At 41.0% G+C, this 12,576-nt stretch carries 19 protein-coding genes and 1 tRNA gene; all 20 read left to right on the top strand.

The features are described from left to right. The first annotated feature begins 10 nt into the window (after nt 1-10). The 20 genes from RYK12_RS04790 (at nt 11) to RYK12_RS04695 (ending at nt 12,515) form a co-directional block, all read left to right on the top strand. Nucleotides 11-349: a hypothetical protein gene (locus tag RYK12_RS04790; RefSeq protein ID WP_314847331.1), complete on the top strand. Its 339-nt coding sequence runs from the start codon at nt 11-13 to the stop codon at nt 347-349. After that, nucleotides 349-1,464: an ATP-binding protein gene (locus tag RYK12_RS04785; protein ID WP_314847328.1), complete on the top strand. Its 1,116-nt coding sequence runs from the start codon at nt 349-351 to the stop codon at nt 1,462-1,464. Before RYK12_RS04790 ends, RYK12_RS04785 begins: the two co-directional genes overlap by 1 nt. 45 nt (nt 1,465-1,509) lie before the next feature. Beyond that, nucleotides 1,510-1,932, top strand: coding sequence for a hypothetical protein (locus tag RYK12_RS04780; protein ID WP_049515385.1), 423 nt, complete (start codon nt 1,510-1,512; stop codon nt 1,930-1,932). 2 nt (nt 1,933-1,934) lie between these two features. Next, nucleotides 1,935-2,672 carry a hypothetical protein gene (locus tag RYK12_RS04775; RefSeq protein WP_049542750.1) on the top strand — a complete coding sequence of 246 codons (738 nt, stop codon included), beginning with the start codon at nt 1,935-1,937 and terminating at the stop codon, nt 2,670-2,672. Between the two features lie 13 nt (nt 2,673-2,685). After that, nucleotides 2,686-3,243, top strand: a complete 558-nt coding sequence (locus RYK12_RS04770) for a hypothetical protein (protein ID WP_314847327.1) — start codon at nt 2,686-2,688, stop codon at nt 3,241-3,243. Nucleotides 3,244-3,253: 10 nt separating this feature from the next. Then, nucleotides 3,254-4,837 (top strand): DEAD/DEAH box helicase, encoded by a 1,584-nt coding sequence (locus RYK12_RS04765; RefSeq protein WP_314847325.1) that lies wholly within the window; start codon nt 3,254-3,256, stop codon nt 4,835-4,837. A gap of 13 nt (nt 4,838-4,850) precedes the next feature. After that, nucleotides 4,851-7,136, top strand: a complete 2,286-nt coding sequence (locus RYK12_RS04760; RefSeq protein ID WP_314847324.1) for an AAA family ATPase — start codon at nt 4,851-4,853, stop codon at nt 7,134-7,136. 230 nt (nt 7,137-7,366) lie between these two features. Next, entirely contained in the window at nt 7,367-7,768 is a 402-nt protein-coding gene (locus RYK12_RS04755; protein WP_314847322.1) for a RusA family crossover junction endodeoxyribonuclease, read from the top strand. Beyond that, nucleotides 7,765-7,980, top strand: coding sequence for a hypothetical protein (locus tag RYK12_RS04750; RefSeq protein WP_314847321.1), 216 nt, complete (start codon nt 7,765-7,767; stop codon nt 7,978-7,980). The genes RYK12_RS04755 and RYK12_RS04750 overlap by 4 nt, the downstream gene beginning before the upstream one ends. A gap of 177 nt (nt 7,981-8,157) precedes the next feature. Then, nucleotides 8,158-8,634, top strand: coding sequence for a DUF1642 domain-containing protein (locus RYK12_RS04745; protein ID WP_314847320.1), 477 nt, complete (start codon nt 8,158-8,160; stop codon nt 8,632-8,634). Continuing rightward, the gene (locus RYK12_RS04740) at nt 8,634-8,801 is read left to right on the top strand and encodes a hypothetical protein (RefSeq protein ID WP_296173966.1); all 168 of its coding nucleotides are present in this window, start codon (nt 8,634-8,636) and stop codon (nt 8,799-8,801) included. The genes RYK12_RS04745 and RYK12_RS04740 overlap by 1 nt, the downstream gene beginning before the upstream one ends. Continuing rightward, nucleotides 8,801-8,995, top strand: a complete 195-nt coding sequence (locus tag RYK12_RS04735) for a hypothetical protein (RefSeq protein WP_261084892.1) — start codon at nt 8,801-8,803, stop codon at nt 8,993-8,995. The genes RYK12_RS04740 and RYK12_RS04735 overlap by 1 nt, the downstream gene beginning before the upstream one ends. Next, nucleotides 8,992-9,252 (top strand): DUF1372 family protein, encoded by a 261-nt coding sequence (locus RYK12_RS04730; protein ID WP_314847312.1) that lies wholly within the window; start codon nt 8,992-8,994, stop codon nt 9,250-9,252. Before RYK12_RS04735 ends, RYK12_RS04730 begins: the two co-directional genes overlap by 4 nt. Beyond that, nucleotides 9,249-9,923, top strand: coding sequence for a DNA methyltransferase (locus tag RYK12_RS04725; RefSeq protein ID WP_084887140.1), 675 nt, complete (start codon nt 9,249-9,251; stop codon nt 9,921-9,923). Before RYK12_RS04730 ends, RYK12_RS04725 begins: the two co-directional genes overlap by 4 nt. A 21-nt stretch (nt 9,924-9,944) precedes the next feature. Continuing rightward, entirely contained in the window at nt 9,945-10,346 is a 402-nt protein-coding gene (locus RYK12_RS04720) for a YopX family protein (protein WP_314847309.1), read from the top strand. Beyond that, complete coding sequence (locus RYK12_RS04715; protein ID WP_265476329.1) at nt 10,331-10,567, top strand: DUF3310 domain-containing protein; 237 nt, start codon at nt 10,331-10,333, stop codon at nt 10,565-10,567. The genes RYK12_RS04720 and RYK12_RS04715 overlap by 16 nt, the downstream gene beginning before the upstream one ends. Beyond that, complete coding sequence (locus RYK12_RS04710; RefSeq protein ID WP_001220799.1) at nt 10,557-10,721, top strand: hypothetical protein; 165 nt, start codon at nt 10,557-10,559, stop codon at nt 10,719-10,721. Before RYK12_RS04715 ends, RYK12_RS04710 begins: the two co-directional genes overlap by 11 nt. Nucleotides 10,722-10,737: 16 nt before the next feature. Further along, nucleotides 10,738-11,601 carry an SPFH domain-containing protein gene (locus RYK12_RS04705; protein ID WP_173214531.1) on the top strand — a complete coding sequence of 288 codons (864 nt, stop codon included), beginning with the start codon at nt 10,738-10,740 and terminating at the stop codon, nt 11,599-11,601. Between the two features lie 74 nt (nt 11,602-11,675). Beyond that, nucleotides 11,676-12,095 (top strand): DUF1492 domain-containing protein, encoded by a 420-nt coding sequence (locus RYK12_RS04700; protein ID WP_314847303.1) that lies wholly within the window; start codon nt 11,676-11,678, stop codon nt 12,093-12,095. Nucleotides 12,096-12,436: 341 nt separating this feature from the next. Then, nucleotides 12,437-12,515, top strand: a tRNA-OTHER gene (locus RYK12_RS04695). Nucleotides 12,516-12,576 lie beyond the last annotated feature (61 nt).

Raw genomic sequence — 12,576 nt, 5'->3', positions numbered from 1 at the left:
GAGAACAATCATGAAACAACAAAAAACTTTTATCGTATTACGTGACAAAAAAACAGGATATTTTTTATCAGATTATAAAAATCGGACAGGTTGTCTAGCTTATGAAGCGAGCTGGGTAGAATGTGTAAACGATGCTTTGATTATTCCAGAAGACTACTTGGTTAAAGAAGAAAATATTTACAAAGGAATGGCTCGTATTTTTGAAGCCGAGTTAATTCGTGTAAAAGCTGAATTCTTAATTGAAACATTAGAAGGAAAAGAACCTAACGAACCGCTTCAGAATGTTGATGATATCAATAAAGAAAAATTTTTACGCTCCTTGGTAGAAGGGATTTTTGGAGGTGAATAATGCAAATTACAAGAGGAAAGCGGGCGCGAGCTCAAAAGGTAGTTATCTACGGTCCTGAAGGAATTGGCAAGTCCACGTTTGCTGCTGAATTTTCAAATGCAGTTTTTATCGACACAGAAGGGTCAACAGATAACATGGATGTGGCACGACTCGACAAGCCGACCAGCTGGACCATGCTCATCAATGAGATTGCTTTTATCAAGGCGAATCCGACTGAGTGTGGGACACTCGTCATTGATACGATCGATTGGGCTGAAGCTTTGGCAGTTAATTACATCTGTTCGCAACATGGTAAGCAAGGGATTGAGGATTTTGGCTGGGGCAAAGGTTACACTTATGTCCAAGAAGAAATGGGGCGTTTCTTGAATAGCTTGTCTGATTTGGTTGATACGGGGATCAACGTGGTATTGACTGCACACGCTCAAATCAAGAAGTTTGAACAGCCGGACGAGATGGGTTCTTACGACCGATACGAATTGAAACTTGGCCAAAAAACAGGTTCTAAGACGGCACCGCTTGTCAAAGAATGGGCAGACATGGTTCTATTTGCCAATTACAAGACCTTGGTCATGACGACTGATAACGGTAAGAAGAAAGCGCAGGGCGGTGAGCGTGTGATGTATACCAACCATCGGCCAGCGTGGGATGCTAAGAACCGTCATGGGTTACCTGACGAAATGCCATTTCATTACGCTGGAATCGCTCATATCTTTGCGAGCCAACAAACGCAACCTATTCCACCACAACCTCCAGTAGCTCCAGCACCTCAGCAGGCCACACAGCAAACCCCTGAGCAAGTTCAAGAAGAATTGCCTCTCAATATGTCGCAGGTAGCTGAAAAACCTCAAAATGAAGCTCCTAGTACGCCACAGACACCACCTGAGCAATATCACACGAACTTACCAAAGAGTTTGACAGACCTCATGGCGCAAGGAAACGTGACAGAAGAAGAACTTCAAAAAGTTGCTTACATTCGCGGGCATTTTCCACTAGGGACTCCTATTGAAAGTTTTCCGACTGACTACTGGGATATGATTGTCGCTCATTGGCAAGCAACTGTGGAAGTTATTGAAAATCAAGTTAGAAAAGAACCAGAATTACCCTTTACGGTGTAGATTTTGGGAATTAGAAATCATAGCAAGGTATAACAAGAGGTATCTATGAAAGATAAAACTATTAAAATCGATTTATCAAAAATCGCCAATACAGCCTTACAAGAGAAGGTTGACAAAGAACTTGAAAAAGTCCTTGATAATATCCTGGATCCAAATACGGAAGCTAAGGCAACTCGTAAGGTTACTATCACACTAACGATGTCAACAGATGATGAACGTACAGTTGTTAAGACAGGCATGGAAGTAAAATCCACTTTGGCACCGCAGAAAGGTGTTGCAACAACTGTCATTGTCGGTCGTGATGATGCTGGTAAAATCCACGCTAATGAACTTAAAAGTGGTATCCCTGGGCAAACTTACTTTGATGACAATGGTGATATGAGAACAGATACTGGGGAACTCATCGAAAAAGTCGAACAACAAAATACAAATATTATTGATTACAACAAAAAGAAAGCAGGTAACTAACCATGACAGAAAATCTTAAAGCAGCATTATCTTATGCAGTTGAGTTAGCAGATAAAGAAAATAAAATTATTTCTTCATCAAGTGGGAAGGAATATTTTGACATCAATAAGCATGACTTCAGAGAACTTAGCCCCCGCAAATATGCGCCGACTCTTGAACTTCAAACGCTCAAAAGTTTAGTGGATTATCTCAAATCAGATAACGACTTTATCGGTGGTCATAGACTTGTAGTGGTGGTAGAAAGTTATCAAAAAGTTTCTGTGTATGATCAAGTGGATATTGAATATGGCAAACGTCCTCAACTTGTATCTGTAAAGGCATCTGTTCCATTTATCCCCTTTAGTAATTGGTGTAATCAGGAAGAGTTTAATATTATGTTGCAATCTATGTTTATCAATGATGCAGACCGCAATCTAGTTTTAGATTTTGCTAGTCACTTAAAAATCGAAAAAGGGGCAGAGGCTCAAGATAACGGCGTTACACAAACGGTGACTGTTCGTGATGGTGTAGCAAGTCTAGCACAGGCTAAGACTCCAAATCCAGTAACCTTACGACCATATCGTACCTTTAATGAAGTAGAACAACCAGCAAGTCAGTTTGTATTCAGAGTTAACAAATCAGCGAATCTAGCTCTCTTTGAAGCGGATGGGGGCAAATGGAAATTAGATGCTGTTAAAAACATCTCAGATTATTTAAAAACAGAACTTGCAAACAACGATAAAATCACAATTTTAGCATAAGGAGAAAAACAGCATGACACAACAACAATACAACAACTTTGAACGCGAATTCGGATGGGAAGATACGATTGAAAAAGACTCGGAATACGTCCTACTACCTGACGGTTTATACCACTTTACAGTAATCGGTATGGAACGCACACGCCACACGCCAAATCCACAAAATCCCGGGAAATTGCCAGCGTGTAACAAGGCTATCGTCAGCATTAAGATTGTAGCTAACGAAGGCGAAACCGAATTGCGTCACAATTTATTCCTGCACAGCTCAACTGAAGGAATGCTATCTGCTTTCTTTGCTGCAATTGGCCAAAAGAAAAAAGGCGAACCACTTCGCATGAACTGGAATACAATCATCGGCGTAACTGGTGTATGTAAGGTCGGAATCCGACAATACAAGGAAAATAATTATAACGAAGTTAAGTCCATGCTCTATCCTGAAGATGTTGATTACACAAAAGTATTGAATCAAAAACCAGGGCAAGCTGCACAAACAAGCTATCAACAACCACAGCAGCCGAATTTTGCGCAACAACCACAAGGACAAGCTGGATACCAAGCTGGGCAATTCTAGGAGGTAAGGGATGCAATTAAGACCTTATCAACAGGAAGCACGGGAAGCTGTTCAAGCTGAATGGGCTAAAGGTCGCAAACGCACGCTCTTAGTATTGCCAACAGGATGCGGAAAGACGATTGTGTTTTCCAAAATCATTGAAGACCAAGTGAGAGAGGGCAAGCGTGTGCTTGTCCTTGCTCATAGGTCTGAGTTGTTAGAGCAGGCTAGCGACAAGCTCAAGACTGCGACAGGTCTTGGCACAGCCTTAGAGAAAGCAGAAAATACCTCTATCGGTTCTTGGTATCGGGTCGTTGTCGGTTCAGTTCAGACCATGCAGAGAGAGAAGCGACTTAGTCAATTTCCTCCTGATTGGTTTGATACGATTGTAGTCGACGAAGCACACCATGCTATATCAGATGGTTACCAGCGTGTGCTTGGCTATTTTGAGAAGTCGGATGTATTAGGGGTTACTGCCACACCAGACCGTGGAGATATGAAAAACCTTGGTTCTTACTTCGATAGCCTCGCTTATGAATATTCGTTGGTACAAGCTATCAAAGAAGGCTACTTATCTAAAATTAAAGCTCTGACAATTCCGCTAAGTTTAGATTTATCAAATGTCAGCATGTCAGCAGGTGATTTCAAGGCTAGCGATGTCGGGACGGCACTAGATCCATATCTTGAGCAGATAGCAGATGAAATGGTCAAGCAATGCGCTGACCGCAAAACAGTTGTATTCTTGCCACTGGTAAAGACTTCACAGAAGTTTCGCGATATCCTAAACGCAAAAGGATTTCGTGCTGCTGAAGTCAATGGAGAGTCCAAGGACCGTGCAGAAATCTTAGAAGACTTTGAGAAAGACCGTTACAACGTGCTTTGCAATTCGATGTTATTGACTGAAGGGTGGGATTGCCCATCAGTAGACTGTGTAGTCGTGCTAAGACCTACTAAGGTACGTGCCTTATATAGCCAGATGGTGGGGCGTGGTACTCGTTTACATCCAGGAAAGGAAGAATTACTCTTGCTAGACTTCCTCTGGCATACAGAACGCCACGAGCTATGCCGTCCAGCTCACTTGATTTGTGAGACTCCAGAAGTTGCTCAAAAGATGGTTGAGAACATGGAAGAGCAAACTGGTGTAATGCTTGACCTTGAAGATATGGAAGTCAAGGCTGCAGAAGACGTAGTCGCTCAACGCGAGGAAGCTTTGGCCAAACAATTGGAAGAAATGCGTAAGCGTAAACGCAAATTAGTGGATCCATTGCAATTTGAAATGTCTATCCATGCTGAAGATTTATCAAACTACGTACCTAACTTTGGATGGGAGATGGCACCTGCTAGTGATAAGCAAATTAAAGCTCTTGAGAAATACGGCATACTTCCTGACGAAATCGCGAATGCTGGAAAGGCTGCTTTATATTTAGATAGATTACACAAGCGACAAGCGGAAGGTTTAACAACACCTAAACAAATCAGATTACTTGAAAGATACGGTTTCAAAGGTGTGGGAATGTGGCCGTTCGAAGAAGCTAAAAATATGATTAATCGCATAGCAGCTAATGGTTGGAGAGTTCCGACAAGCGTGCGACCAGCTGAATATGTACTAAATTAAGAAGGAGGAGATAGTGGCAGAGAATGATTTTAATTTGTTGCCGTTGCTGGATTACATCAATCCTGCCACGGTAGATTATCAGACGTGGGTCAATGTCGGTATGGCTCTTAAACATGAAGGATATACAGCATCCGACTGGGATAACTGGTCACAAAATGATAGTCGATACAAGAAATTTGAGTGCTTCAAGAAATGGGATACTTTCAATGAACAAGCAGGAACTATCGTGACGGGTGCGACGATTACCCAACTTGCTAAAGAAAATGGCTGGGTGTCGCAATCCAGCTATGATAGCGAGAACGCGCATGAGTTAGGCTGGACCGATACAATAGATCGTGATTATCGTGTCATTGATAAAGACTGGATTGAAGGTAAGGAAATCCATGAGCCAACTATTTGGAATCCGGTTCAGGAAATTATCAAATACCTTGAAACGCTCTTTGAAGCTAGCGAAAATGTTGGGTACGTTACTGAATGCTATCCAAAGACTGACGATGAAACAGGCGAGATTGTCAAATGGCTGCCAACTAAGGGAGCTTATGATCGGACTGCTGGGCAATTGATTGAAGAACTTAGTAGATGTAATGGCGATATCGGTGCAGTGCTAGGTGATTATCACGAAGAAGCCGGCGCATGGGTTCGATTCAATCCAATGGACGGTAAAGGTGCAAAAAATGAAAACGTGACAGATTTCAGATATGCCCTGGTCGAATCCGACAGTATGCCAATCGATAAACAGAACGCCATATACAAAGAACTTGAATTACCGATTGTTGCCTTAGTGCATAGCGGAAACAAGTCACTACATGCCATCGTCAAAGTAGATGCCAAGAATTACGAAGAATACCGTAATAGGGTTGATTATCTTTATAAGATTTGTCAAAAGAACGGCATTATCGTCGATACACAGAATCGAAATCCAAGTAGACTATCTCGTATGCCTGGGTTCATCCGTAATGGACAGAAGCAATTCTTAGTAGATACTAACATCGGTAAGACCGATTGGGATGAATGGTATCAATACATCGAAGATTTGAACGATGATTTACCTGATCCTGAAGGATTGGCCGATAGTTGGGATAACTTGCCAGAGTTAGCTCCTGAGTTGATAAAAGGTGTCCTTCGTCAAGGCCATAAGATGCTGATTGCTGGACCATCAAAAGCTGGTAAGTCATTCGCTTTAATTGAAATGTCAATTGCAATTGCTGAAGGCAAAAAATGGCTAGGCTGGGATTGTACTCAAGGGCGTGTATTATACGTCAATCTGGAGCTAGACCGTCCGTCTGCCTTACATCGCTTCCGTGACGTTTATCAAGCTATGGGATTACCACCTAAAAGCATCCAGAATATCGATATCTGGAATCTTCGTGGGAAGACTGTACCGATGGACAAGTTGGCTCCTAAACTCATACGTCGAGCTTTGAAGAAAAACTATATCGCAGTTATCATTGACCCGATTTACAAGGTCCTGACTGGTGACGAGAACAGTGCAGACCAGATGGCACATTTTACGAATCAATTTGATAAAGTGGCCACAGAGTTAGGCTCTAGCGTTATCTACTGTCACCACCACTCAAAAGGTTCGCAAGGTGGCAAGAAGTCCATGGACCGCGCTAGTGGTTCGGGTGTATTCGCTCGGGATCCTGACGCGCTTATCGATTTGGTCGAGCTGGAAGTATCAGAGGAATTACTTACTCAGAGGATGAACCAAGCAGCGTGCGAAGTATACAAGCAGGCTTTGCAAGAACGAAATAACGCTTATTACCAACAGAATGTCGGACTAGATGACCTATTAAGTCCAGCGCAGATGAGAACGCACTTTGAAAAAGGCATCCCTGATGTCATGGCTCGTGCTCCTTATGTAGACAGGCTCGAAGAAGTCCGTAACAAGATTCAGATAGCAACCGCATGGCGTGTGGAAGGTACGCTTCGAGAGTTTGCTAAATTCAAGCCAGTGAACATGTGGTTCAGCTATCCAGTGCATGCGCTCGATGAAACAGGCGTGCTTGCGGATATTAAGCTGGATGATGATAAGCCAGGGTGGATGAAAGCTAAAGAAACTCGCAAAAAGAACGCGAAGGAAGATAAAAAGCAAAAACTCATAGAGTTTGATGAAGCTATCGAAAACGCGAATTTTGGCGAGCCTCCCTCAAAAGAAGACGTAGCTGAATATTTAGGAATTTCTGTAAAAACAGTTACTCGCAGATTGAATTCATCCAAAAAATATTGGTTCGACAAGAACTCAAATTCAATAAAAGAAAAAGGACAAGACCATAAAAACGTGGTCGTGTCCGAATAAGACAACACCATAAATTCATGGTTGTGTCTTTGTCTTGAAAAGGACAGACAAGACCATAAAAACGTGGTCGTGTCCGGGACAGCCACCTATATATTATATATATAGATAATGTCCTGTCGTCCATCATGTCCATACCTGTATAGACAGGGTTGCTTAAAATGCACCCTGTCATATACAAGGTCCATGGACTAAAAGCGAAATTTAAAAAGAAAAGGAGCGCATTTATAAAAATGGTAATTGAATTCTTTTTACCTATGCAAAAGATTCCGACAACAACTCACCAGCAAAAAAAGGTAAACACGAGATTTGGTAAGCCAATTTTTTATGAACCAGAGGATCTAAAAAATGCCAGAGCGAAATTTGAGAGCTTGCTTGCCCAGCATGTGCCTCCTGATAAATTTAAAGGAGCGATTCGTCTGACGGTTAAGTGGTGTTTCCCTCGTATCAAGAAAAGTTACGATGGCCAGTACAAGACTACAAAGCCGGATACAGATAATTTACAGAAGTTGCTCAAGGATTGCATGACGAAACTTGGATACTGGCAAGACGATGCCCAAGTGGCCAGCGAGATTGCCGAAAAGTTCTGGGCGGATACAGTCGGGATCTATATCAAAATTGAGGAATTGCCATGAAGATTGACTACATTGATTTCTTTAGCAGAGTCATTCCTGAGTGGATGGCACACAGCAATCAAAAGAGCCAAGAAGTTGGATTCGGAACGGATGCTTATTGGCAATGGGCTGTGTCGTCTATCGGAGAAATTTGCAAACAATACAATGATGATGAGCTGGTGACGGAGCAATTCGGTCTACTCTTTAACTGGCTAGAAAAACAAGCAGGATAAACCATGGAATATACCAAACAGACGGTCATTGAAGGACTGAAACGCACAATCGAGCAGACGGAGGCAAGGAACTATCTGAGCCGTGTGTCAAATCGCTTGCTTTTAGCAGGTCTGAGGAAAGAGACTTGCTTAAAAAGAAAGTGAAAGGATGGAAGAAAAGAATAAAGGAGTTGGAAGATGAATAAGCAGGAATTGATTGATTATTGTAACGTCTTAAAAGAAAGTAAAAGTAGATTTATCAATTGTATTGATGTAGACAGAATCATCGATACAATCAAACAACTAGACGAACCGCGAAAAGTCAAAGTACCGCAGTTTGTGGCGGATTGGATTGAGGAAAAAAGAGATATGGGTTGGAAGCTAACTAAGATGGTATTGCAAGCTAACTTAAATGAACAGTATTGGAGATGGGTTGTAGACAACCAAGAAACATTTGCTCGTGCATGGCTGGACGGCTACGAGGTCGAGAAAGAGAAGCGGTATCTTGTGAAGGTGAAAGCGGCAGAACAGTATCTTGTGAGCGTGAAAGACGAAAATTTCTTGGGATTTTTACAAAGTAGATTAAGGTCTAAATTCACCCGTAAAGAACTAGAAGAAGCCAATTTCGGCTGGGTATTCGATTGCCCAGGGATTGAGATTGAGGAGGTGGAGTGATGAAAATTGCAAAGTATACACACAAGGCTTTTGACGGGGTGAAAACCATAAAAGGCTGGGTTTTAGAAAATAATTATGGTGAAAAGGAATTTGTTTATTACAACGGAACGGAATTATGCGTCCACCCTGCCAGCGATTGGGAGGGCGAGTTAAAGGAGGTTGAGTGATGAAGAAAATAACGTTTATCATAGGGTTAGGAGGCGAGCAAATAGAATTCAAAACAGATAGAGATGATTTTATCAATGAATTAAAATTTCGTTATGAAAACAAGCAACTTCTTGAAATCAATCTTGGTCCTGAGATTGTGTTGCTCAATCCCAGCAAGATCTTATTTGTTACAATCAAGGAGGTCACAGATTGAAACGATTCATCGCAATCTGGATTTTATTGTCTGCTGGATTGAATATCTGGCAGAGCATACACATTAAAAAATTAGAAGAAAAACGCCCGATGGTTATCTACAAGGCGGATAACGCAGGCGCTGAGATATTCGGTAAAGTCGTCGAGAAAGGACGACATGGAAAACTATACACGCTTACGATTCGTGATTATGGCGTGTTCGTGGTTACGAAGGACGTGTACGATAAAGTAAAAGTAGGGGATGAGGTGTTGCTGTGAAATTATTTCTTCACGAAGATTGTATGGACGTTATGAAAAGATATCCTGACAACTACTTTGATTTAGCTATTGTAGATCCCCCATATTTTTCCGGTCCAGAAAAAAGAGAATACTATGGTCGAAAAGTCAGTCCGATTGGCGTCAATAGACTGTATGGCAAAACATCAGAGTGGAAAATTCCAAATAGAGATTATTTTGATGAGTTATTTAGAGTTTCAAAAAATCAAATCATTTGGGGTGTGAACTACTTCGACTACTCTTTCGGGCCTGGCCGTATCGTGTGGGACAAAGTTAATGGCAAGTCAAGTTTCTCAGATTGTGAGATAGCGTACTGCAGCTTACATGATAGTATACGGCTGTTTCGCTATATGTGGAATGGTATGATGCAAGGAAAGTCGATATCTGAAGGTCATATACAACAAGGGAATAAGGCCTTAAATGAGGTTAGAATCCATCCGACACAAAAACCGATAAGTCTTTATCTTTGGTTACTTCAAACTTACGCAAAAGAAGGAGACAAGATTCTTGATACTCATGTTGGTTCAGCAAGTAGCTTAATCGCTTGTCAAGAATTAGGTTTTGAATATGTCGGTTGCGAGTTAGATAGAGACATCTTTAATCTTGCTAAACAGAGACTCAATGATTATGAAAAACAAATAAAATTATTTTAAAAAGGAATAGGAGGATTTGGTATGATACCGAAATTTAGAGCGTGGTTGAAGAAAGAACAGAAAATGGATAATTATATCGACCATATCAGTTGGCTAGAGGATGAGTTATATTGTATTGGGGATGGAATTACTTACATGGTTTCAGCGGAAGATTTAGTGCTCATGCAATCAACAGGATTGGTTGACAAGAACGGCAAAGAAATCTTTGAGGGGGATATAGTTAGACAAGTACGAACCCAGCCAATAACGGAAAATGAAACAATCACAGGTGTTGTAATCATGATTGAGGGAGCTTGGCTGATTATGAATGATTGCGAGCAATTAGCTAGCTATTTGTGGTCAGAGACGGACGAAAACGAAATCATCGGCAACGTCTACGAAAATACAGAACTTTTGGAGGCTATCAAATGTACCCAGAAATAATTGATAACATAAACAAACCAAATCACTACCAAGGCAGATTTGGCATGGAATCTATAGATGCTTTAAGGAATTTTATGACACCAGAACAGCTGAAAGGCTTTTATCTTGGAAATGCCTTGAAGTATCAACTGCGATTCCAGAAGAAAAACGGTCTTGAAGACCTGAAGAAAGCTAGAAAGAACCTTGACTGGCTTATCGAGGAGATGGAGCATGAGAATTAAAACATTAATGGGAACAATCATCAATGTTGATAGGATAAAGCGCAGTATCACAGTTGAGGGTATTGAATTAGGCTCAGATTGTCGTGCTTTAGTATCTAAACACAAAGATGGTACAGGTACAATAACACTAGTTTTTGATGGGAAAATAATTTAAAAAAGGAGTAAAAACAATGTTTACACAATACAATCACGAAACAGGAAAAACGACACTTACAAAACTTGCTAAGGGCGGTATCATTACAGTTGCAGCTGTTGCTTCACTTGGGATTTTTCGTCTCACGGCCGTGAAGCGTATCCCAGCTAATACGGTTGGAGTTAAGGTTAGCGCAATTGGAGGTGTTCAAGAAAATACCCTGCAAACAGGATATCATCTAAAAATGCCATTTATCGACAAGGTTTACACTCTCTCCACTTCTGTTCAAACAAAAACAATGGAGAAAATCACGACTCAGACAAAAGATGGTCAATGGCTCAACACCAATATTGATGTGAAATATCGAGTCAATAAAGAAAAGGCTATGACAGTCTTCTCTAATTACACAGACTTAGAAAACGTGAATAATAGTGTAGTATCTCCTGCTGTTCAGCGTGCTATTGAATCTGTAACAGGAAATTACGATATTTACGATATCCTCGGTAATAAGCGTACAGAAGTTTATGAAATGATCGACAAAGCTCTTAAAGAAAAATTTGAGTCTTATGATCTAGAGTTTGTATCTTTCACGATCACGGACCAAGATGCAGGAGATGAGATTGAGGCGGCAATCAAAAATGAATCTGTAAAACAAAAAGAAATTGACACTGCTAAGCAGGAACAGGAGAAAGCTAAGGTTGAAGCCGATACCAAGAAAGTTCAAGCTCAAGCCGAAGCAGACGCAGGCATCATCAAAGCAGAAGGTGAAGCCAAGGCCAACAAAGCTAAGTCAGACTCAATCACAGATAATCTTATTCGAATGAAAGAAGCAGAAGCCAGAGAGAAGCATGGCTGGGTCACTGTTAACGGTGCAGGTAGTGTGATCACGAATAAAGAATAAAATAAAAAAGCCAAGGCACTTTCTGCCTCAGCTATAATCTCAATAATATTATTATATCACAAAGGAGATAGAGAGTGAACAAGGCTAAAGAGCTATTGAAAGAATTACAAGACCTTGACATGGACATCCAAAGCCGTATAGATGAAATCAATGAGCTTGAGGCAGGTTTGCTCTCAAGTCCTAAGTGGTCAGGTGTCAAAGTCCAAGGTGGACAAACTAGAAAAGTTGATGATGTCTATACTCAGCTGGTAGTGATGAAAGAGGCTATAGAGCAGGATACTAAAGAGGTTATTAACAGAAAACTTGAATTAGGTAGAATGATCAATAGGCTTAAAAATCCAAAAAGCAGGTCTGTCCTTAGAATGACTTACATTACTAAGACTTACATTGAGGATATTTGCGACAATTTGAGAATTAGTAAGGCAACTTATTACAGATTACGCAAACAGGCTGAATCCGAACTAGAGGAGGCAATCATAGACAAAGTGAGCTAAAGTGAATGCGCATGAAGTCTAAAATCTGTTAGAATGGTAGTGTCAAGAATTGAAAAGAGAGGTCTCAGAATTTGGTAGATGGTTACCTGAAATCAGGGTGTCGTAAAGGGCATTGAGGGTTCGAATCCCTCCCTCTATTTCGTTCATTGACGTCTCCTTTATACTTTATTATATTTTTCCGAGGTTTCGGCCTCGTTTTGGCGGTGACAGGTAAGTGATTTCTCTCCTATGTTTCCTTCGGTTCGATTCCGGGCATCGCCGTTAAAGACTACAAAAAATAAAAAAGGAAAACTTTCAAATTAATTACTAATTAACACGTAAGGTAGTAGTCGCCTTGCAGTTGGAACGTAGCTCAGTTGGTGGAGCGATATGACTATAAAGAGTCTGAAACGTAGGCAGGTTCGAGTCCTGTCGTTCCAATTGTATCTCTGTGAGTAGCTATCACAATAGGGGTACAGGGCGGTAATTAGATTTAGGCTGA

It is taken from the genome of uncultured Streptococcus sp. (genome assembly GCF_963518475.1).
Lineage (GTDB): Bacteria > Bacillota > Bacilli > Lactobacillales > Streptococcaceae > Streptococcus.
Note: the sequence above shows the minus strand (reverse complement) of the source record. Positions and strands in the feature narration are given on the sequence as shown.